At 62.0% G+C, this 22,216-nt stretch carries 20 protein-coding genes; 16 read left to right on the forward strand and 4 right to left on the reverse strand.

Features of this window, described 5'->3' with window-relative positions; all coding sequences use genetic code 11:
* Positions 1–73: 73 nt before the first annotated feature.
* The 6 genes from B6V75_RS14440 (at position 74) to B6V75_RS14465 (ending at position 9,287) form a co-directional block, all read left to right on the forward strand.
* Positions 74–307, forward strand: coding sequence for a hypothetical protein (locus B6V75_RS14440; protein ID WP_206198499.1), 234 nt, complete (start codon positions 74–76; stop codon positions 305–307).
* A gap of 303 nt (positions 308–610) precedes the next feature.
* Positions 611–2,107, forward strand: coding sequence for an anti-phage dCTP deaminase (locus B6V75_RS14445; protein ID WP_168174487.1), 1,497 nt, complete (start codon positions 611–613; stop codon positions 2,105–2,107).
* A gap of 2 nt (positions 2,108–2,109) precedes the next feature.
* A complete protein-coding gene (locus B6V75_RS14450) occupies positions 2,110–3,645 on the forward strand; it encodes a class I SAM-dependent DNA methyltransferase (protein WP_088720158.1) in 1,536 nt (511 codons plus the stop codon).
* Positions 3,642–5,150, forward strand: a complete 1,509-nt coding sequence (locus B6V75_RS14455; protein WP_088720159.1) for a class I SAM-dependent DNA methyltransferase — start codon at positions 3,642–3,644, stop codon at positions 5,148–5,150. The genes B6V75_RS14450 and B6V75_RS14455 overlap by 4 nt, the downstream gene beginning before the upstream one ends.
* Positions 5,143–6,330, forward strand: coding sequence for a restriction endonuclease subunit S (locus B6V75_RS14460; RefSeq protein ID WP_088720160.1), 1,188 nt, complete (start codon positions 5,143–5,145; stop codon positions 6,328–6,330). The genes B6V75_RS14455 and B6V75_RS14460 overlap by 8 nt, the downstream gene beginning before the upstream one ends.
* The gene (locus tag B6V75_RS14465) at positions 6,327–9,287 is read left to right on the forward strand and encodes an HsdR family type I site-specific deoxyribonuclease (protein ID WP_088720161.1); all 2,961 of its coding nucleotides are present in this window, start codon (positions 6,327–6,329) and stop codon (positions 9,285–9,287) included. The genes B6V75_RS14460 and B6V75_RS14465 overlap by 4 nt, the downstream gene beginning before the upstream one ends.
* Positions 9,288–9,567: 280 nt before the next feature.
* On the opposite strand, the gene B6V75_RS14470 is transcribed toward B6V75_RS14465, so the two are convergent.
* From B6V75_RS14470 to B6V75_RS18870, 3 genes are all read right to left on the reverse strand, one after another.
* Complete coding sequence (locus tag B6V75_RS14470) at positions 9,568–10,614, reverse strand: YeeE/YedE family protein (RefSeq protein WP_088720162.1); 1,047 nt, start codon at positions 10,612–10,614, stop codon at positions 9,568–9,570.
* Positions 10,615–10,656: 42 nt separating this feature from the next.
* Entirely contained in the window at positions 10,657–10,965 is a 309-nt protein-coding gene (locus B6V75_RS14475) for a metalloregulator ArsR/SmtB family transcription factor (RefSeq protein ID WP_075775687.1), read from the reverse strand.
* 212 nt (positions 10,966–11,177) lie between these two features.
* Entirely contained in the window at positions 11,178–11,663 is a 486-nt protein-coding gene (locus tag B6V75_RS18870; protein WP_233243116.1) for a hypothetical protein, read from the reverse strand.
* A 111-nt stretch (positions 11,664–11,774) separates the two neighbouring features.
* Between B6V75_RS18870 and B6V75_RS14485 the strand changes: the two genes are divergently transcribed.
* From B6V75_RS14485 to B6V75_RS14530, 10 genes are all read left to right on the forward strand, one after another.
* The gene (locus B6V75_RS14485) at positions 11,775–12,512 is read left to right on the forward strand and encodes a cytochrome c biogenesis protein CcdA (protein WP_240496974.1); all 738 of its coding nucleotides are present in this window, start codon (positions 11,775–11,777) and stop codon (positions 12,510–12,512) included.
* Positions 12,513–12,537: 25 nt separating this feature from the next.
* A complete protein-coding gene (locus tag B6V75_RS14490) occupies positions 12,538–13,092 on the forward strand; it encodes a thioredoxin family protein (RefSeq protein ID WP_088720163.1) in 555 nt (184 codons plus the stop codon).
* 234 nt (positions 13,093–13,326) lie between these two features.
* Entirely contained in the window at positions 13,327–13,803 is a 477-nt protein-coding gene (soxX, locus tag B6V75_RS14495) for a sulfur oxidation c-type cytochrome SoxX (protein WP_075775685.1), read from the forward strand.
* 37 nt (positions 13,804–13,840) lie between these two features.
* The gene (gene soxY / locus B6V75_RS14500) at positions 13,841–14,263 is read left to right on the forward strand and encodes a thiosulfate oxidation carrier protein SoxY (RefSeq protein WP_075775684.1); all 423 of its coding nucleotides are present in this window, start codon (positions 13,841–13,843) and stop codon (positions 14,261–14,263) included.
* 28 nt (positions 14,264–14,291) lie between these two features.
* Positions 14,292–14,618 (forward strand): thiosulfate oxidation carrier complex protein SoxZ, encoded by a 327-nt coding sequence (soxZ, locus tag B6V75_RS14505; RefSeq protein WP_075775683.1) that lies wholly within the window; start codon positions 14,292–14,294, stop codon positions 14,616–14,618.
* A 114-nt stretch (positions 14,619–14,732) separates the two neighbouring features.
* On the forward strand, positions 14,733–15,593 hold the full coding sequence (soxA, locus tag B6V75_RS14510) for a sulfur oxidation c-type cytochrome SoxA (RefSeq protein ID WP_088720164.1): 861 nt from the start codon (positions 14,733–14,735) through the stop codon (positions 15,591–15,593).
* Between the two features lie 155 nt (positions 15,594–15,748).
* The gene (soxB, locus tag B6V75_RS14515; RefSeq protein ID WP_088720165.1) at positions 15,749–17,440 is read left to right on the forward strand and encodes a thiosulfohydrolase SoxB; all 1,692 of its coding nucleotides are present in this window, start codon (positions 15,749–15,751) and stop codon (positions 17,438–17,440) included.
* 58 nt (positions 17,441–17,498) lie between these two features.
* The gene (gene soxC, locus B6V75_RS14520) at positions 17,499–18,809 is read left to right on the forward strand and encodes a sulfite dehydrogenase (RefSeq protein ID WP_075775680.1); all 1,311 of its coding nucleotides are present in this window, start codon (positions 17,499–17,501) and stop codon (positions 18,807–18,809) included.
* Entirely contained in the window at positions 18,790–19,914 is a 1,125-nt protein-coding gene (locus B6V75_RS14525; RefSeq protein ID WP_075775679.1) for a c-type cytochrome, read from the forward strand. The genes soxC and B6V75_RS14525 overlap by 20 nt, the downstream gene beginning before the upstream one ends.
* A 194-nt stretch (positions 19,915–20,108) precedes the next feature.
* Positions 20,109–21,344 carry a DUF4147 domain-containing protein gene (locus tag B6V75_RS14530; protein ID WP_088720166.1) on the forward strand — a complete coding sequence of 412 codons (1,236 nt, stop codon included), beginning with the start codon at positions 20,109–20,111 and terminating at the stop codon, positions 21,342–21,344.
* 232 nt (positions 21,345–21,576) lie between these two features.
* On the opposite strand, the gene B6V75_RS14535 is transcribed toward B6V75_RS14530, so the two are convergent.
* Positions 21,577–22,170: a TIGR02281 family clan AA aspartic protease gene (locus B6V75_RS14535; protein ID WP_088720167.1), complete on the reverse strand. Its 594-nt coding sequence runs from the start codon at positions 22,168–22,170 to the stop codon at positions 21,577–21,579.
* Positions 22,171–22,216 lie beyond the last annotated feature (46 nt).

Genomic DNA, 22,216 nt, shown 5'->3' on the forward strand with positions numbered 1-22,216 from the left:
GGGTCGCGCAGCAGTGGGCTGCTCCCTTGGTGACTCGAGGTGAGTTCTACCGCGCGCATTTCGGTGGAAGCGCATGCTGGAAACGGTCGACTTGGCCACCATCGCCAAACTGGCGGAACGTGAAGGGATCGCGCCGTCCTATATGCCCTGTGTCCTTTGGCTCACGCTGCTTGCATCGGCCATCGTTGAAGCCATTTTTGGAAGGCAGGCAGGGGGGGAGGTGACACTGGCGCGTGCGATGGAGCCGTCCCCTGCGGAGTGGGGGCACCAGCGTTCCAACGTCAATGCCACCAAATCTGGTGCTTAACTCAGCTGACTTTGAAGCGCCCTGACAGGTTCGCACGTGTCGCTGAAGACTGCTTGCTGACTGCAACCTTGACGCTTGCAAGACGCTGCTGCATGGACTTGACTTGGTTACTCTGGCTCTGTGGCGCCTTCGAGAGAACAGTTGTACCACTCTGAGCTTGCTTGCCCTGCATCTTGTCTTCCTCCGCCTGATTTTTACCACACCTTGAATCATTTGATGATTCACCGCAAGTTCGTTCTGCACTTCTCACAACCTCAGATCCGACGCAAACAGGTTGGGTCAGGCGGAGCCGAGGCTGAAAACATGAGACCAGAATTAGTGATCGGCCTTGTTGGCCCCATCGGTTGCGATATTGCGATTGTCGAGAAGGCAATTGCTGCTGCACTGAAACAAGTCGATTATAAGGCAAAACACATTAGCCTATCCGAGGGCATCGCAGACCTGCTTGAGGAAAAGAAGGGAGCGCGCCCCTCTCTGAATTCATTGGCCCAGAAGATCGCGTCGGGCAACGAGGTGCGACGTCTCTACTCAAAAAAAGGCATCCTCGCGGCATATGCCATCACAAAAATACGGGAACAGCGAGCAGAAATTGCTTCCGAGCTAGGAGTTGAACCACCAGAGAATGCCGCTTTGGAAGAGGTGCGTGTAGCTGATGTGGCATACATCGTCAGGCAATTTAAGAGACCTGAAGAGATTCAGCTAATGCGGAAAATATATGGACCGGCATTCATTCAAATATCGGTGACGCAAGATCGGCAGGATAGGATATCCAACCTTACTGCAAGGCTCGGCAGAGAGGACCCTGGCCTTAAGCCAGATGAACGCGAAGCGGAAGCAAAGAAGCTTATCCGCCAAGACGAGAACGAGGACCACGACGACTATGGGCAGAGGTTAACAAAAATTTTTCACCTGGCAGACGTCTTTATAGAAGCTAAAGATGAAGACTTTACATCATCAACCTGCGTGCGGTTTGTTAACGCGCTTTTTGGCCGCAACAATATTGCGCCAACCAAAGACGAATTTGGTAGCTTCATGGCTAAATCCGCCTCCCTGCGCTCGGTTGACCTATCTCGCCAAGTTGGCGCCGCCATTCTGAGCCAGGATGGCGATTTGATCACTATTGGTTGCAACGAGGTACCTAAGCCTGGTGGCGGCAACTATTGGGACGAAGATTCGAGTAAAAAGCGGGACATTGATAAAGGCGGTGAAGCCAATAAAGAAGAAACAAGCCGCATTATACACGACTTTCTTAAGACGTTATCAGACCACAAACTTCTTGTGAACGAACAAAAGCCCAGTGATATACTCAAGGACAAAATACTAAGCAAGGCAATCAGCGACTCCATGATCGGCGAAATTACAGAATATGGCCGCATGGTTCATGCTGAAATGAATGCGATCAGTGACGCAGCACGCTTAGGCCGTTCGGTTCGAGGTGCCACCGTCTATGTGACCACATTCCCGTGTCATAATTGCGCAAAGCATATCATTGCATGCGGCGTTTCAAAGGTAGTCTTCGTCGAGCCATACCCAAAGAGCCGTACTGAACTTCTGTATGGCGACCTCGTTTCTATTGGGGAACGCGAGGAAGGAAAGGTTGAATTTGCACATTTTTCTGGCATTTCTCCTTCAAGGTTCTCGGCAATTTTTGAGAAGTCCAGAAGACGCAGCAGGACGACGGGTGAAATCGAGGACTGGTATAAAGGGGAGTGCCGTCCAAGAATAGGAGAGCAAGAAATCGATTATATCGCATCTGAAGCGCACGCCATTCTTGATAACTTTCCACCAGACGAGACTTAATCATGAATAAACTCGCTTCACCGGTTAATTCGAAGCGGTCCAGGACTTTTAACGAGCTTCGATCCGCCCTCTGGGACGCAGCGAATACGCTACGCGGATCGGCCGTCGATCGGACCGACTGGAAGGGCTACATCCTCCCACTCCTGTTCTTCAAACGCATCTCCGATGTCTGGGATGAAGAGACTGCCGAGGCTCAGGAGATCTATGGCGAGGCCGATCCTTCGCTGTTCCCCGAAATCCACCGCTTCGTCGTTCCGGAAGGCTGCCGCTGGAATGACGTGCGCGAGACCGCGACAGATGTCGGGGCCGCCCTTCACCGCGCGATGCAAGAGATCGAGCGGGCCAATCCAGACACGCTCTTCCGCGTTTTCGGCACCGCCGACTGGGGCAACAAGGAGAAGTTCTCGGACGAACTGCTAAAGGACCTGATCGAGGGTTTCTCCGACATCGGGCTCGGCAACCAGACGGTTAGTACGGATGTCCTCGGCGACGCCTACGAGTACCTGATCGGCAAGTTCGCGGACGTGACACGCCGCAACAAGGCCGGCGAGTTCTACACCCCGCGCAGCGTCGTACGGATGATGGTGGAGATCCTTGATCCCCAGGAAGGCGAGAGCATTTATGACCCCGCCTGCGGCACCGGCGGCATGCTGCTTGGCGCGATCGAGCACGTCATGCGCAGGGGCGGCGATCCGCGGACATTCTACGGGAAGATCTACGGCCAGGAGAAGAACCTCACCACCTCCGCCATCGCGCGGATGAACCTGGTTCTGCACGGGATCGAGGACTTCCAGATCGCCCGGGAGGACACGCTGCGCAGTCCTGCCTTCACGGATTCGAGCACCAGCGGCATCGCCACCTTCGACTGCGTCATCGCAAATCCGCCGTTCTCGCTGAAGGAGTGGGGGCGCGAGCTGTGGGAGGCTGATCCGTGGGGGCGGGCCCAATACGGCATACCGCCCGAAAGCTACGGCGATTACGCCTTCGTCCAGCACATGATCTCGTCGATGGCGCCAACCGGAAACAGCCGAATGGCCGTCGTCCTGCCGCAGGGCGCCCTGTTCCGGAAGTCGGCCGAGGGGACCATCCGTCAGGCGCTGCTCGAGAACGACATGATCGAGGCCGTCATCGGCCTGGCCCCGAACCTGTTCTACGGCACACAGCTGGCTGGCTGCGTGGTCGTGCTCCGGCGCAAGAAGCCCGCAGAGCGCAAGAACAAGGTCCTGATCATCGACGCGTCCAGCCTTTTCCGTAAAGGCCGCGCACAGAACTTCCTCGACCACGAGCACAGCGACCAGATCGTCGCCTGGTATCGCGCCTTCGAGGATGTCGAGGATCGCGCCAAGGTTGCCACGATCGACGAGATAAAAAAGGAAGGCTGGACGCTCAACATCTCCCGCTACGTGCTGCCGCCCATCGGCGAGGACATTCCCCCGCTGCCCGAGGCTGTCGATACCTTCAAGACGGCACTCGCCGACGCACGCGCGGCCGAGGATCACCTGCGCAACGTGCTGACCGAGGGAGGTTGGCTGCAATGACCGAACACCTCTCCCAACGCGAACTCGAAAGCTATCTCTGGGGCGCGGCGACGCTGCTCCGCGGTCTCGTCGATGCGAGCGACTACAAGCAGTACATCTTCCCGCTGATGTTCTTCAAACGCCTCTCCGACGTCTGGGACGAGGATTACCAGGAGGCGCTCGACGACACCGGCGACGAGGGCTACGCGACCGCCACGGCCAACGACCGCTTCGTCATTCCCGAGGGCGCGCATTGGAACGACGTGCGCAGCGCGCCGAAGGATGTCGGGCGGGCGCTGCTCTCGGCCTTCCTGGCCATCGAGGCGGCCAACCCCGAGCGGCTGCAAGGCGTCTTCGGCAATGCGCCGTGGACCGACAAGGGCCAGATGCCCGACGCCACGCTGAAGAACCTGATCGAGCACTTCTCGAAGCACGACCTGACGCTTGCCGCCGTGCCGGAGGACGAGCTTGGCAACGGCTACGAGTACCTCATCAAGAAGTTCGCGGACGACAGCGGCCATACCGCGCAGGAATTCTACACGAACCGCACGCTGGTCCACCTGATGGCGCAGATGCTGGAGCCGAAATCGGGCGAGAGCATCTACGACCCGACCTGCGGCACCGGCGGCATGCTGATCTCCTGCCTTGCCGAGGTGAAGCGGCGCGGCGGCGAGACGCGCACCATGGGCCTTTACGGGCAGGAGCTCATCACCATCACCGCCGCCATCGCCCGGATGAACCTCGTCATCCACGGCGTGTCGGACTTTCAGATCTCCAGCGGCAACACGCTGGCCGCCCCCGCCTTTGCGCAAGGCGACGAACTGCGCACCTTCGACGTGGTCCTCGCCAATCCGCCGTACTCGATCAAGAAATGGAACCGCGGCGCGTGGGAGAAGGATGTCTGGGGGCGCAACTTCCTCGGCACCCCGCCGCAGGGGCGCGCGGACTATGCCTTCTTCCAGCACATCCTGCACAGCATGGACCCCGAGACCGGGCGCTGCGCGATCCTGTTCCCGCATGGCGTGCTCTTCCGCAACGAAGAGGCCGAGATGCGGCGCAAGCTGATCGAGGCCGATCTGGTGGAATGCGTGCTCGGGCTCGGGCCGGGGCTGTTTTACAACTCGCCGATGGAGGCCTGCGTCATCATCTGCCGCAGCCGCAAGCCGGCCGAGCGGCAGCGACGCATCCAGTTTATCGACGCGGTGGCCGAGATCGCGCGCGAGCGGGCGCAGAGCTTCCTGCGCGACGCGCATCAGGACCGCATCTTCGCGGCCTATCAGGCGTTCGCGGAGGAGCCTGGCTTTGCCGCCGTGGTCAGCAATGCCGATGTGCTGGCGGCGGAGGGGAACCTGTCCATCGCCCGCTATGTGAAAAAGCCGAAAGCAGAAGTCGCCGCAGAGGACGCCGTTTCGCTGGCTCTGGCCTGGGGCGCCTTCGATGCCGAGGGGCGGGAGTTCTGGACCGGCATGGATGGGCTGGTCGACATGCTCGACGGACTCGCACCGGCGGAGGACGCCGATGCTTGAGCGCCCGTCAAAACTCGTCTCCTACCGCTTCGATCAACTGGCAGACCAGATCAACAAGCGCGTCATGCCGGATGAGGCCGACGTGGACCGCTATGTCGGGCTGGAGCACCTTGATCCCGACAGCCTGCGCATCCGGCGTTGGGGCGACACCAGCGAGGTCGAGTCCACCAAGCTGCTGTTCAAGCCGGGCGACATTATCTTTGGCAAGCGCCGGGTCTATCAGCGCAAGGTGGCAGTGGCGGATTTCGAGGGGATCTGCTCGGCGCACGCCATGGTGCTGCGGGCCAAGCCCGAGACCGTGCTGCCGGAGTTTCTGCCGTTTTTCATGCAGAGCGATCTGTTCATGGAGCGGGCGCTGAGCATCTCGGTCGGCTCGCTGTCGCCCACCATCAACTGGAAGGCTTTGGCGAAAGAGGAGTTCCTGCTGCCGCCGGTCCAAGAGCAAGCGCGATTGGTGGAACTCCTGCACGCCAACAAAGCTGCCGTCGAATCCCTCGACACTCTGCTTTCGTCGCTTCGCACAATGCGTTCGTCTCTCCTGAAGGCTTTGATAGGTCCGGCAGAACCGAAATCAGAGGAGTACCCAGATCGAGAGTTTTATCGCCTCGGAGAACTCTCCAACGTCGTTAGGGGATCAACACCTCGTCCGGCAGGAGATTCTCGTTTTTTCCGAGGAGATTTTATTCCGTGGGTAACGGTCGGAGAAATCACTAAAAACGACCGAATGCACATCAATTCTACCGAGGAGTCTCTGACTGAGCTCGGTAGCCAAAAAAGCCGCACCATTCCCTCTGGAACCGTGGTGCTATCAAACAGCGGATGGACGCTCGGCGTTCCAAAGATCCTTCAGATTACTGCATGTGCAAACGACGGTGTCGCAGCCTTCCTCGACTTGGATGAGCGAGTAGATCCACAGTTCCTGTACTATCGCCTCTTTGGACTGACCACATTTCTCCGCCAGGTTATCGCAGCTGGTGGAGACCAACCCAATCTGAACACTGATCGGATTGCTTCAATCCCAATTGCCCTTCCTTCACGCGAAGAACAGGCAGAAATTGTCAAAAAAATCAGCTCGGTGCAGACGATGATCGATGAGACTTGGCAGCGCCATCAATCAAATCGGACATTGATGTCGGGCTTTCTGGGTGACCATCTGCAACGTTCTGGTGAGTTGGTATGACCTTCAACGAAGCCAACACCGTCGAAGCCTTCATCCGTGACCGCCTCGCGGGCAGCACCAGCTCACCCGCCGTCACGCCCGGCCTCGCCCGGCAGGGTGGCGCGATCTCCGGCCTCGGCTGGCATTTCGTCGGCCCCGCCGACCTGCCGCGGCAGGCGCAGGAGGCGCTGGTCGAGCCCTATCTGCGTGACGCCCTGATCCGCCTGAACCCCGACATCGCCGCCAATCCGTCACGGGTCGACGACGTGCTCTACCGCCTGCGCGCCATCGTTATGAGCGCCCGCTCGGACGGGCTGGTGAAGGCCAACGAGGAATTCGCCGCCTGGATGCTCGGCGAACGCTCCATGCCCTTCGGCGAGGACGGCCAGCATGTCACCATCCGCCTGATCGACTTCGACAACATCGAGCAGAACAGCTTCGTCGTCACCCAGCAGTTCACCTTCCGCGCGGGCAAGTCTGAGAAGCGCGCCGATCTGGTGCTGCTGGTCAACGGCCTGCCGCTCGTCCTGATCGAAGCCAAGACGCCGGTCCGCTCCAGCCAGAGCTGGCTGGACGCCGCGCTCCAGGTGCATGACGATTACGAGCAGAACGTGCCGGAGCTGTTCGTGCCGAACGTCTTCTCGGTCGCCACCGAGGGGAAGGAATACCGCTACGGCTCCGTCCGGATGCCCGTCGATCTCTGGGGCCCGTGGCGGACGGATGAAGATGTGTTGCAGTCGATGGGCGAGGTTGAAAAGGCCGTCACCGACATGCTGCGTCCGGCGATGGTGCTGGACCTGCTCGCAAACTTCACCGCCTTCGCGACGCAGAAGGGCAAGCAGCGCATCAAGATCATCGCCCGTTATCAGCAGGTCGAAGGCGTCAACAAGATCGTCGAGCGCGTCGTCGCCGGCCAGGTGCGCAAGGGTCTGATCTGGCACTTCCAGGGCTCCGGCAAGTCGCTGCTGATGCTCTTCGCTTCAAAGAAGCTGCGTCTGCACCCGGCGCTGAAGAACCCGACTGTGCTGGTGGTGGTCGACCGCATCGACCTCGACAGCCAGATCGCCGGCACCTTCTATGCCGCCGACATGGCCAACCTGGTGCGCACCGACAGCCGCAAGGAGCTGTCCGATCTGCTGGCCAAGGACGTGCGCAAAGTCGTTATCACCACGATCCACAAGTTCGCCGAGGCGGACGGCGTGCTGAACGACCGCGACAACATCATCGTCATGGTCGACGAAGCGCACCGCACGCAGGAGGGCGACCTGGGGCGCAAGATGCGCGAGGCGCTGCCAAACGCGTTCCTGTTCGGCTTGACGGGGACGCCCATTAACCGCGCCAATCGTAATACGTTCTATGCCTTTGGCTCGGAGATCGACGAGAACGGCTACATGAGCCGCTACGGGCTCAACGACTCGATCCGCGACGGCGCGACCAAGGAGCTTCATTTTGAGCCGCGCTTGGTGGACTTGCACATCGACCAGCAGGCGATCGAGGAAGCCTATGCCGAGCTGACCGAGGGTCTGACGGACGAGGACAGAGACAAGCTCGGCCGCGCCGCCGCGAAGATGTCGATCCTAGTGAAGGCGCCGGAACGCATCAGTGCGATCTGCGCCGACATCGCGCAGCATTTCCAGACGAAGGTGCAGCCGAACGGGTTCGGGGCTCAGGTGGTGACCTTCGACCGCGAGAGCTGCCTTCTCTACAAGCAGGGACTCGACAAACACCTACCGCCTGAAACATCTGACATCGTCATGTCGGTCAACAGCGGCGAAGATGAGTATGCCGCCTACCGGCGCGACAGGGATGCCGAAGAGAAGCTTCTCGACCGGTTCCGTGACCCGAAGGACCCGCTGAAGATCATCATCGTCACGTCGAAGCTGCTGACCGGCTTCGACGCCCCGATCCTGCAGACCATGTACCTGGACAAGCCGCTGCGCGACCACACGCTGCTGCAAGCGATCTGCCGGACGAACCGTCCCTATGGCGAGCAGAAGACCCACGGGCTGATCGTCGATTACCTCGGGATCTTCGACGACGTCGCCCAGGCGCTGAAGTTCGACGAGAAGGGCGTTCAGAAGGCCGTGTCCAACATCGCCGAACTGGCCGCGATGCTGCCTTCCGCGATCCAGAAGTGCTTGGAGTACTTCGCCGGTGTCGACCGGACCCTCACCGGCTACGAGGGCTTGATCGCCGCGCAGGACTGCCTGCCGAACGATGAGCGCCGAGACGCCTTCGCGTCGGATTTCAGTGTGCTGAGCCGCATCTGGGAAGCGCTATCGCCGGACCCGGTCCTGACACCCCACGAGAAGGACTATCGCTGGCTGGCGCAGGTCTACGAGTCGCTCAAGCCATCGACGGGAACCGGGCGGCTGCTCTGGCACCGGCTCGGGGCCAAGACGATCGAGCTGATCCACGAGAACGTCCACGTCGACGCTGTACGAGATGACCTCGACACCTTGGTGATGGACGCGGAGTTGCTCGAGGCCGTTCTCGGCAACCCGGACCCCGAGGAGAAGGCCAAAGAGATCTCGGTCAAGCTGACGGGCCGGCTACGCAAACACGCCGGGAACCCGAAATACAAGGCGCTGGCCGAGCGCCTGGAAGACCTCAAGAACCGCCACCAGCAGGGGCTCCTGCTCAGCATCGACTTCCTGAAAGAGCTGCTCGCGCTCGCCAAGGACGTCGTGAAGATGGAACGCGAGACGCCGGTCGAGGAAGACATCGATCGCGGCAAGGCCGCCCTCACGGAACTCTTCGAGGAAGCGAAGAACGGAGAGACTCCGATCATGGTCAAACGCGTCGTGGACGACATCGACGAGATTGTCCGCGCCGTGCGCTTCGATGGCTGGCAAGCCACTCACGCCGGTGAACGTGAGGTGAAGAAGGCACTTCGTCAGACGCTCTTCAAGTACAAGCTCCACCAGGACGCAGAGCTTTTCGAGCGGGCCTACGGCTACATTCGGGAGTATTATTGATGGTGGCGTCGAGCAACGGACTTGGTCGACTGTCGCGCGTCGACCTTCGTGAGATTTGGGTGAGCGACCCGGATAGCGAAGGCCATATGAACGCCGAGATCGTGATCGATCTCGGCGATTTGCTTTCTGCCGCAGCCCAGCCGAACGTGCTCGCCGAAGTATTCCGTGACAAACGACAAATAGCGGTCAAACTGGGGGCGCTGCCCCCTCGACGCGTCCGCGCCTCACCCCCGGGATATTTCGGCCAAGCCGAAAAGGGGAGGGGACGTGCGGCTCCGGCCTATTCGGGCTGGAAGCCGTGGATCAACTGGCGCAGGCCGATCAACCCGCCGATCACGATGGAGGCCAGCGTGACGGGCGCGGAGAAGGCGAGCACGGCCATCGCGCTAACCCCCTGGCCGATGGAGCAGCCGACGGCGATCGTGCCGCCGATGCCCATCAGGGCGGCGCCGCTGACCTGACGGCCCAGTTCGCGGGGATCTTCGCAGGCTTCCCATTTGAAGAGGCCGCGAATGGCCGAGCCGAGGAAGGCCCCGCCGAGAACGCCCGCGACGAGCCCGACGGAGAAGGTGAGCCCTCCCGCGGTGGAGGTCATGAAATACAGGATCGTGCGCCCAAGCGGGGCGGTGAAGGAGGGGGCCTCGACGCCGGTCGCGCCCATGCTCTCTCTGAAGAGGTAGGAGGTGCCGACGAAGCACCAGACCACGGCAAGGCCCGCAGCCACGCCCCAGGCGAGCCGGCGTTTGTCTGCGCGCAGCGGTTGATAGCTCAGCGCCCATGCGAGGAAGCCTGCGGCGACGGGCAGGGCGAAGGTCAGCGGCGGCAGCCCGGTCCGCGCCGAGAGCCAATGCGCGATGCCTTGAGGGGAGGTGGCGGCCTGCTGGTCGAAGATCAGCAGGCGCAGATGCGCGAGGGGGCCGGACAGCGTCACGAAGGCGAAAATCCCCATCACGACGACGATCACCATCGCGCGCAGGTCGCCGCCGCCGAAACGCACCAGCGCCCCGAAGCCGCAATTTCCGGCGAGCGCCATGCCGTAGCCGAAGACCAGCCCGCCCACGATCGAGGCCAAGGGCGACCACTTGATCGTTTGATAGAAGCTGTGGGTGATGTCGGCATAACCCAGAGCCTCGGCTAGGAAGGCGCCGGAGATCGCGACACCCAGCACCACGCCCCAAAGGCGCAGGCGCCTCTGGTCATCGCCATAGGCGGCGCTTTCCAGTGCGCCGAGGGTGCAGAAATCGCCCAGGCGCGCGGCGAGGCCGAGAATCACACCGCCGAGCGCCCCGACCAAGGCCGCCATGGCGCCCATCGGAATCTGTTCCATTGCCCTTCTCCCCCCGGATCACTCAGCGTCCGGTCTCATGGCTCACCGCGTTCCGTCGGTGGCGCAGAACATATCGTAAATCGTTTCGACAAGGCGGCGCGCGCGCGGGTCCGAGAGCGTGTAGTAGATCGCCTTGCCTTCGCGGCGCGCGCTGACGAGTCCCTCGAGACGCAGCCGCGCCAATTGCTGGCTGACTGCGGCCTGGCGCGATTCCAGCAGGTTTTCCAGCTCGGTCACCGATTTCTCGCCCGAACTGAGATGGCACAGGATCATCAGCCGTCCCTCATGGGCGAGCGCCTTCATGAGGTTGGAGGCGTCTTGTGCGCGATCGAGTAGCTCTTCTGCATCCATGCGGGCACATCTCGACTCGGCCGTGGCAGAGGCAAGCTTTTCGGCATGACCGTCAGGCACCAGATGCCGCACCGCATCGTCCTTCCTTGGAGCCGCGCGCAGCGCGACCGTATTAATCGAATGTTTCAGGCTTTAGCATGACGATTCGCCGGAACAAAGCCCGAGAGAACAAAAACCCGCACGGGGCGGGCCAAAAGCACGCACATCAAACCTCAGTTTGAGGGGGGCTGATAGTCCGCGCCATTCTTTTTCAGGGCCTGATCCAGCAGCCCCCAGAAGAAGTCCTCGCTCGCATAGCCTTCGATGCGGGCGACTTCGACCCCGTCCTGCAGCAGGATGAAGGTCGGTGTGAAGAGCGGTTTGCCCCCGGTGATCGTGATGTCGTCAGGGAAGGGCTTGTGCAGATCGACCCGCTGCAGGGGCGCGGTCTTGCCCTCGGGGGTCTTGGGGTAGATCGGCGCGAGGTCGTTGTTCCACATGCGGCAATAGACGCAGCCGACCTGTTCGACCATCAGGAGGCGAAACTCGCTCTCGGCCTTGGCTTCTTCGGTCGCGGAGCCGACATCGGTCGTCGTCTCGGCGGATTGCGACGTGGCGTCGGCCCCCGCGGCGTCGGCCCATGAGGCGTGGCCCGTCGCGCTCAGCGAAATCGCCAGCGCCGCGGCCATGGAAATCGTATGCCAAACAATGCGGAACATTGACGGACCCCTTTTTACATATAAAGATCGTAATGTGTTTGACGGGCCCCTTCAAGGACGGTTGGGAGACCGAGGCCATATAGGCTAGGGCGCGTCACGAGGGAGGAAACAGTGCCGATCGATATTACCTATGGCGGGGCGTTTTTTGCCGGCCTGCTGTCTTTTCTGACGCCGTGCATCTTGCCGATGGTGCCGTTCTACCTGTCCTACATGGCCGGGCTGTCGATGTCGGAGCTGCGCGGTGACGGCAAGATCGCCCCCGGTGCGCAGGCGCGGATGGTCGCCTCTTCGGTCGCTTTCGCGTTGGGCGTGACCACGATCTTCGTGCTGATGGGGATGGGAGCCACTGCGCTCGGGGCCGCGTTCCGCGAATGGATGGGACCGCTGAGCTGGGTGGCAGCCGCGATCCTTCTCGTCTTCGGTCTGCATTTCCTCGGCGTGATCCGGATCCCATTCCTCTATCGCGAGGCGCGAATGGAGGCGAAAACCGATCCCACGACCTTCCTTGGCGCCTATGTGATGGGGCTCGCCTTCGGCTTCGGCTGGACGCCCTGCGTGGGCCCGGCGCTCGCCGCCATCCTTATGGTGGCGTCGGGCATGGGAGAGATCTCCAAGGGCGGGCTGCTGCTTTTTGCCTACGGGATCGGGATGACTTTGCCCTTCATCATCGCGGCCTTCTTCACGCGGCCTTTCCTCGCCCTGATGGCAAAGCACCGCGCCAAGCTCGGCTATGTCGAGAAGGCGATGGGGGTTATGCTGATCCTGTTTGCGGTTCTCATCGTGACCGGGGGGCTGCGCTACATTGGTGAGTTTCTGATCGACGTCATGCCGAGCGGGAGTCTCGGCTGAGGATCTGTTTCAAGGGAGGACGATCATGCGTCATTTTCTGACTGCCGCTTTCACCGCGGCGATGCTGGCCCTGCCGGGTCACGCCGCCGAGATGGGCGATGACGGGCTGCACAAGGAGCCGTGGTTCCACGACACGTTCAAGGACATGTCGGACGATCTCGCGACGGCCAATGACGAGGGCAAGCGCTTCATGGTCATCTGGGAGCAGCGCGGCTGCCTCTACTGCAAGAAGATGCACGAGGAGGTCTTCTCCGATCCCGAAATCGCGCAATACATCACCGACAACTACTATGTCGTGCAGATGAACCTGTTCGGCGATGTCGAAGTGACCGATTTCGACGGCGAGGCTCTGCCCGAAAAAGAGATGGCGATGAAGTGGGGCGTGATGTTCACGCCGACCATGATGTTCTTCCCCGAAGAGGCCTCCGATCAACCCGCCAACAAGCAGGCCGTTGCACAGATGCCGGGCGCTTTCGGCAAGGGTACGACGATGGCTTTGCTCGAGTGGGTAAAGACTCACGGCTACGAGAGTGGCGTGAATTTTCAGAAGTACGTTGCCGACAGAGTTATGGCGAAGTGATCGCGAGTTTCGCGAATCTGACAGAGTCGTGATCTCGTGCTCGCGGGCGCAGCATTCGTGCTGCGCCCGCGAATGTTTCTGATTTCGCTTAAGAAATCTTGGGTATGCTGCGGTATGCGCCGATATGTTCCGGAGAATATATTGGAAAATATGCGGATTTTTGAATTTATCCATTGCGCCGCTGTGATGCGCTCGCTTAAAAGTGAGTCAGGGAGAGAATTTGGGAGGACTTCTATGAAACGCCACGTTGCGTGGGCCGCAATGGCCGCCACCTTCGCAGCCAGCGCCGCGATCGCAGAAACCGCGCCGATGGATGTCAAATTCACCGATGTGGGCGCGGTGACCGAGTCGCTGACCGGTCAGCCGGGCGATCCCGCAAAGGGCGCAGAAGTCGCGGCGACCAAGTCGCTGGGCAACTGCGTGGCCTGCCATAAGGTCTCGGCGCTCGACGCGTCGTTCCAAGGTAATGTCGGCCCGGAGCTGAACGGCGCGGGCGACCGTTGGGACGAGTCGCAGCTGCGCGGCATCGTCGTCGACGCCAAGCACACCTTCGAAGGCACGGTAATGCCGGCGATGTACAAAACCGGTCCCTTCATTCGCCCCGGCGACGGGTACACCGGCAAGGCTGCGCCTGCCGATCTGCCGCCGATCTTGAATGCACAACAGGTTGAGGATGTGGTCGCTTTCTTGATGACCCTCAAGGACGAGTGACCCTCTGAACGACAAACCCGAGAGGAGAAGATACAACATGACCATGACCAGACGTGACGCGCTGGCGCTGGCGATGGGCGGCGTTGCCGCTTCCATGCTGCCGCTGCCCGCGCTGGCCGATGCCGGTGCTGACGCCATCGCCAAGTTCACCGGCGGCGCAGATGCCGCAATGGGTGACGGCGTCACCCTGACCGCGCCGGAAATCGCCGAGAACGGGAATACCGTTCCGATCTCCGTCGATGCGCCCGGCGCAACCGAGATCGCGGTCTTCGCGCCCGGCAACCCGACGCCCGACGTCGTGACCTTCAAGTTCGGTCCGCTGGCCGGCTCGCAGATGGCCTCGACCCGGATTCGCCTCTCGAAGACCCAGGACGTCATCGCTGTCGCCAAGATGGCCGACGGCAGCTACGTCCAGGCGAAATCGACCGTGAAGGTCACCATCGGCGGCTGCGGCGGCTAATTTTTTCGGTATCTGAGGAGACAAGACCATGAAAGGCGTGAGACCCCGCGTAAAAGTGCCGAAAAAAGCTTCGGCCGGTGACACGATCACCATCAAGACCCTGATCTCGCACCCGATGGAATCGGGTCAGCGCAAGGACAAGGACGGCAACGTCATCCCGCGCGAGATCATCAATCGCTTCACCTGCGACTTCAACGGCGAGAACGTCATCGACGTCACCCTCGAGCCGGCGATCTCGACGAATCCCTACATCGAATTCGAGGCGAAAGTCCCGGAATCGGGTGAGTTCAAGTTCACCTGGTACGATGATGACGGTTCGACCTACGAAGACAGCCAGAAGATCGAAGTGAGCTGATCGGCCGAACGGCCAGCGGCGCGTGAGGGAGCGCGCCGCCTCACCAAGAACAGAGAACCGCGCCTGTTTGGGGAGATCGATGGGCGCGGGGCACACCCAGGGAGGACACAGAATATGACGTTGCGCACCAGCCGCACCATCCTTGCCGCCACTGCAGCCTTCGCGCTCAGCACCGCGGCGCTGCACGCCGAAATGGCGGATGACGAGCTCGTCATCAACGGCGACACCCCGATCACGGTGAAGGCGCCCGCCGCCGATCACCTCAAAGGGCATCTCGACGAGGTCTATTCCGGCTGGCTCTTCCGCACGGACGAGACCCGCGCGATGGAACAGGACGACTTCGATAACCCGATCATGATCTTTGCCGAGCAGGGCCAGGAAACCTGGTCGACCGCCGACGGCTCCGAGGGCAAATCCTGCGCGGATTGCCACGGCGACATCAGCGAAGGCATGAAGGGCGTGCGAGCCTCGATGCCTAAGGTGAACGAAGCCGGCAAGCTGTGGTCGGTCGAGGATTACATCAACGATTGCCGCACCAACCGCATGGGCGCCGAAGCCTGGGGTTGGGACAGCGCTCCGATGCACAACATGACCACCGCGATCGCGGTCGAGTCGCGTGGCATGCCGGTCGCGGTCAAGATCGACGGCGAGGCCAAGCCTTTCTGGGAGAAGGGCAAGGAGATGTACTACACCCGCTATGGCCAGCTCGAGCTGTCCTGCGCGTCGTGCCACGAAGAGAACTACGGCAACTACATCCGCGCTGACCATCTTAGCCAAGGCCAGATCCAGGGCTTCCCGACCTACCGTCTGAAGAACGCGGGCGTCGTGTCGATCCACAACCGCTTCAAGGGCTGCATCCGCGACACGCGCGCGGAAACCTACAGCCCCGGTTCGGACGAGTTCCGCAATCTCGAACTCTACGTCGCTTCGCGCGGCCTGGGTCTCGACATCGAGGGTGGCGGCGTCCGTCCCTGACCTGTGAATTGATGCGCGGGGCAGGGCCTCCCTGTCCCGCGCGTTTCGTTTCAACATATTCAAAATTTCATATCTGTCTGAATTCGTTTGTCTATTTACCCGAATGAAACGACCGCCGGGCGCACTGGCCCGGTGAGAAGAAGGAGACACATCGCATGATATCCCGGCGGGAATTTCTTCAGGCGAGCTTGGCCGCCTCGACCATCCTCGGTGCTTCGGGCCTGTCGCGCTGGTCGCGCGCCATGGCGCAGCAGTCGATTACCCAAGACCAGCTCCTGCAGTTCGAGCCGCTGGGCAATGTCACGCTGATCCACATCACCGACATCCACGCGCAAGCGATGCCGATCTATTTCCGCGAGCCGGAAATCAACCTCGGCGTGGGTGAGGCGAAGGGACGTCCGCCGCACGTCACCGGCGCGGATTTCCTCAAGATGTTCAACATCGAGCCGAATACCCCCGACGCATATGCGCTGACCTACGAGAACTTCACCGATCTCGCCAAGAGCTACGGCAAGATGGGTGGGATGGACCGTGTGGCGACCGTCGTGAAGGCAATCAAGGCCGAACGCCCCGACGCGCTGATCCTCGATGGCGGCGACACCTGGCACGGTTCGATGGTCGCGCTGAAGACCAAGGGCCAGAACATGGTCGACATCATGAACAAGCTCGGCGTCGAAGCGATGACCTCGCACTGGGAATGGACCTATGGCCAGGACCGGGTGAACGAGATCGTCGACGGCCTTCCCTTCCCCTTCCTCGGTGCGAATATCTTCGACGCCGAATGGGACGAACCCGCTTACGAGCCCTACAAGATCTTCGAGCGCAACGGCACGCAGATCGCGGTCATCGGTCAGGCCTTCCCCTACATGCCGATCGCGAACCCCGGCTGGATGTTCCCCGACTACTCTTTCGGCATCCGCGAAGAGCGTATGCAGGCGATGGTCGATGAGGTTCGTGCGAAGGGCGTCGATCTGGTCGTCTGCCTGTCGCATAACGGCTTCGACGTGGACCACAAGATGGCGAGCCGCGTGAAGGGCATCGACGTGATCCTCACCGGTCACACCCACGACGCCGTTCCGGAGCCGATCCTCGTAGGCGAGACGATCCTGATCGCCTCGGGTTCGAACGGCAAATTCGTCTCCCGCGTCGATCTCGACGTGCGCGACGGCAAGATGATGGGCTTCCGCCACAAGCTGATCCCGATCTTCTCCGACGTGATCGAGCCCGACAAGGAGATGACCGACGTCATCATGGGCCATCGCGAGCCCTACAAGGCCGAACTCGAGGAAGTCGTGGGCGAGACCAACTCGCTGCTCTATCGCCGCGGCAACTTCAACGGCACCTGGGACGACCTGATCTGCGAGGCGATGCTCGAAGAACGTGACGCCGAGATCGCGATGAGCCCGGGCGTGCGCTGGGGACCGTCGCTGATCCCCGGTCAGAAAATCACCATGGAAGACGTGCTCAACGCCACTTCGATGACCTATGGCGAGAACTATCGCTCCGAAATGTCGGGCGAGATGATCAAGACCATCCTCGAGGACGTGGCCGACAACATCTTCAACTCCGACCCCTACTACCAGCAGGGTGGAGACATGGTTCGAGTGGGTGGCATGGGCTACCACATCGACGTTTCGAAGCCGATCGGCGAGCGGATTTCCAACATGACGCTGCTGAAGGACGGCTCCGATATCGACCCGGCACGCAACTATGTCGTGACGGGCTGGGCCTCGGTCAACGAAGGTACCGAAGGGCCGCAGATCTGGGACGTGATCGCCGATCACCTGCGCAAGATCAAAACCGTTGACTTGAAACCGAATGACTCGGTGGTCGTGACCGGCATCTGAGCCGGTCCCGCCCGTCGATGATTACGCCCCGCAGGGGTTAGAGACTGGAGGAAAACACATGGACGACAAGGAACGCCAGGGCAACCCGGCCACCAATGCCGCCCTCAGCCGCCGCGGATTCCTCCGCGCAGGGGCTGCGGTCGGTGCGATGGCCGCAGGGGCTGGTGCCGCGCGCGCAGAACAGCAACCCGATCCGTTGATCACCGAAGTTCAGCCTTGGGCTTCGGGCTGGGGCGACGGCGTCGATGCCACCCCCTACGGCCTGCCGATCGAATTCGAAGATGACGTCATCCGCCGCAATGTCGGCTGGCTGACCGCGGACGTGATCTCGTCGATCAACTTTACGCCGATCCACGCCCTCGACGGCACGATCACTCCCACCGGCTGCGCCTTCGAGCGTCACCATTCGGGCGCGATCGAACTGAAGAAGGAAGACTACCGCCTGATGATCAACGGCCTCGTCGACAAGCCGCTGGTCTTCACCTACGAGGATCTGGAGCGTTTCCCGCGTGTGAACCGCACTTACTTCCTCGAATGCGCCGCGAACTCGGGCATGGAATGGGCCGGTGCGCAGCTCAATGGCGCGCAGTTCACCCAGGGCATGATCCACAACATGCAATATTCGGGCATCCCGCTGCGGACGCTGCTCGAAGAAGCGGGGATCACCAATCTCGGCGACCAGATCAAGGACAAGTGGGTCTATGCCGAAGGCGCCGACGCGTCCTCGAACGGCCGCTCGATCCCGCTGGAGAAAGCGCTCGACGACTGTCTCGTAGCCATCAAGGCCAATGGCGAGGCGCTGCGCAAGGAGCACGGTTATCCGGTGCGCCTCGTGGTTCCGGGTTTCGAAGGCAACATGTGGGTGAAGTGGCTGCGTCGTCTCGAAGTCACCGACGAGGCCGTGCAGTCGCGCGAAGAAACCTCGAAATACACCGACACGCTCGCCGACGGCACGTCGCGCAAGTGGACCTGGGTCATGGACGCCAAATCGGTCGTCACCTCGCCCAGCCCGCAGATGCCGATCAAGCACGGCAAGGGTCCGCTGGTCATCACCGGCATGGCCTGGTCGGGTCGCGGTCACATCACCAAGGTCGACGTTTCGCTCGACGGCGGCGCGAACTGGCAAGAGGCCCGTCTGGCCGAGCCGGGCGCCGACAAGGCGGTCTCGCGCTTCTATCTCGAGATCGACTGGGACGGTTCGGAAATGCTCCTGCAGTCCCGCGCTACCGATTCCACCGGCTACGTTCAGCCGACCAAGGACGCGCTGCGCGCGATCCGCGGGGAGAATTCGGTCTATCACAACAACGGTATCCAGACCTGGTGGGTCAAGGAAAACGGGGAGTCCGAGAATGTCGAAGTGTCGTCGTAATCTGCTGCTGGCCACGCTTCTGGCCGCTCCGCTCGTCGCGACGCCCGCCCTGGCCGAGAAATTCGGTCTGGGACGCGAAGCGCTGCCCGAGGAAATCAACGCCTGGACCGTCGAGGTCTTCCCCGATGGCAAGAACCTTCCCGAAGGCTCGGGTTCGGTCGCCGACGGTGAAAAGATCTTCGCCGACAACTGCGCGGTCTGCCATGGCGACTTCGCCGAGGGCGTCGACAACTGGCCGAAACTGGCCGGGGGCGAAGGGACGCTGGCCAATAAGGATCCGGTGAAAACCGTCGGTTCCTACTGGCCCTACCTGTCCACCGTCTGGGACTATGCGCACCGCTCGATGCCGTTCGGCAACGCGCAAACGCTGACCGTCGACGAGACCTATGCCATCGTCGCCTACATTCTCTACTCGAACTACCTCGTGGAAGACGATTTCGTCCTCACGAAGGATAACTTCCTCGACGTGGAGATGCCGAACGCGGACGGGTTCATCGTGGATAACCGCGACGAGGTCGAAGTGCCGAAGTTTTCGGAAGCCGCTTGCATGAGCGACTGTAAGACCGACGTGCACATCACCAAGAAAGCCACCGTGCTCGACGTGACGCCCAACCAAGGCGGCGGCGAAGATACGGCGGCTGCGGACGATAGCGCTCCGGCCGACGTCGTCGTCGCAGGCGACGCTACCCAGAGCGACGCGGCCGAGGCGATGGCGCAGGACGCTCCGGCGGCGGCGCAGGTGGAGAAAACCACCTCCGAGCCGAAGGAGACGCTCTCTGCCGATCCGGCGCTTGTCGAGGCTGGCGAGAAGGTCTTCAAGAAGTGCAAGGCCTGCCACCAAGTCGGCGAAGATGCGAAGAACCGCGTCGGCCCGGTGCTCAACAACCTGATCGGTCGTCAGGCCGGGACGGCTGATGGGTTCAAATACTCGAGCGCGATGAAGCAGCACGGTGAAGACGGTCTGATCTGGACCGAACAGACAGTCGAGGAATATCTCGCCGACCCGAAGGGCTACATTCCGAAGAACCGGATGTCCTTCGCCGGCCTGAAGGACCCCGAAGACGTCAAGGCGGTGCTCGCCTATATCGAAAGCCAAGGTGGCTAAGACCCTCCCCGGGCGGGGGCCTCGGCTCCCGCTCACTTAAACCGACAGGGCCCTTCCGCCTGATCGTGTTTCGACGCCCGCGCTCCCCGCGGGCGTCTTTTCGTTTCTGCGCCACCGCGAGGACTGCCTTCGCCTGGCGCACTTGCACCCCGGCGCCCCCCGGGCATAGTTGGGAAAAAGCGAAGGGAGAGGGCATGGATCTGGATGCACGCGCACGCGAGCTGTTCGATATCGGAGTGAAGGCGGCCGATCCAGCGGCGGGTGTGTCCCGCGCGATGGGATGGGCGATGGAGACCCCGCCGGGGCCGGGCGGGCGCTGGCAGGTGATCGCGCTCGGCAAGGCGGCGCTGGCTATGAGTGCTGCGGCGCTGGAGGCTTTGCCCGAAGATGCGCAAGCGCTCGTCGTGACCAATCCCGAGAATGCCGAAGCGGCGGCGCCTCGTGCGGGTGTCACGCTGATCGCGGGCGATCACCCTGTGCCGGGGGAGGGCAGTGAACGGGCCGGGCGCGCGATCCTGGAGTGCCTGCAAGCCTGTGGCCCGGAGGATCGTGTTCTGGCGCTGATTTCCGGTGGCGGCTCCGCGCTCGCGGTCGCACCAGCAGAGGGGCTGAGCCTGTCGGACAAAGCCGAGGTCAGCCGACTTCTCCTCGGTTGCGGGGCCGATATCACGCAGATGAACCTGATCCGCCAGCAGCTGTCGCAGCTCAAGGGCGGCGGCTGGCTGTTGGCCTGCGCGGCCCCCGTGACGGGGCTGATCCTTTCAGATGTGCCGGGCGATGATCTGCGCGTCATCGCCTCGGGGCCCACTGTCCAGCCGATCGGCACGCGGGCCGAGGCAGCGCGGCTGTGCCGTGATCTCGGGATCTGGGACGCTTTGCCCGCGCCTGTGCGGGCGCATCTGGAAGCCTCCGGCCCGGAGCCAGCTCTGCCTGCGGCGCGCAACCGTCTGATCGGGGCGAACGGGCTGTCGGTCGCGGCGATGGTGTCGGCCGGAGCCGAGGCCGCGCCCTTCGCGCTCGACGGGGACGTGGCCGACCTTGCGCCGCAGATCGTGGCTCTGCTGCGCGATATGCCCTCAGGCGCTTTGGTCATGGGCGGGGAGACCACCGTGACGATCAAGGGTGACGGGCTGGGCGGTCGCAATCAGGAACTCGCGCTGCGGGTGGCTTGTGCGGCGGAGGCGGCGGGTCTCGAGGGTGATTGGCGCTTCCTGTCGGGCGGTACCGATGGCCGCGATGGGCCGACGGATGCGGCGGGCGGTCTGGTGGGGCCGGGGACCTGCGCGGCGGCGCGGGCGGCTGGCGTCGACTGCGACGCGGCGCTCGCCCGCAATGACAGCTATCACGTCCTGCAGGCGGCGGATGCGCTGCTGATGACGGGGGCGACCGGCACGAATGTGGCCGATCTCGCGGTTCTGGTGAAAGGCTAGCTTAGCCGCGCTCTGCTTCGGCAGAGCGCATCATCGGGCGCAGACGGAGATAGGCTTCGCGGATGACGGCGACGGTGATGATCGCAAGCGCGAGGGTGTCGAAGGCAACCATGGGCGTTTTCCTCGTAACGAAGCCTGGAGGGCCGAGCCTGAACGGCGGCCACCTTGGGACCCTCGACAAAGATTGAGGCGCAAAAAAGGCACGATCACGGCGATTGAGGGCCGGGTCCGCTTAGCGTTCGAGGATCAGCGTGCCCCGCGCGAATTCCACTTTCGCGAAGCGGGTGAGGTAGGTCATCCCCAGCAATGACGTGTCCATCGATCCGCGATTGACCACGGCGCGCAGGTTGCTGTCGTGGATCGGGCCCAAATCGAAGCGCTCTAGCCGCACCGGCGCGGTCGCGACGATGCCGTTGGCTGTGCGCGCCTGCCCGATATAGGCGAGATCGGCGGTCTTGATGCCCGCGCGCTCGGCGGCGCGCTGGGTCAGGACGATCTGGCTCGCGCCGGTATCGACGACGAAGCGGATCGGCGTGCCGTTGACCTCGGCGGTGAGGTAGTAATGCCCGTCGGGCGCTTGCGGCACTTCGATCCGCCCATCACGCATCACGGCCTCATCGGGGATCGAGACCTGTCGCTGGATGTCGGTCCAAAGCCCCACGGCGGCGAGCGTGCCCAGAAAGATCAGCCCCCAGATCGCGGCCTGTTGCAGCGTGCGACCTGGACGGCGGCGGATTTCCAGCAGGAAATACCCGCCCACGGCGACGAGCAGGAGGCCCAGATAGACCAGCCGTCCCCAATTCTCGCTGATGATCGTCTCGACCATGATCCTCGTTACCCCTACCAACCTAATTCAGATAGGATCGCTTGCG

Source organism: Thioclava sp. F1Mire-8 (assembly GCF_002213165.1).
GTDB classification, from domain to species: Bacteria; Pseudomonadota; Alphaproteobacteria; order Rhodobacterales; family Rhodobacteraceae; genus Thioclava; species Thioclava nitratireducens.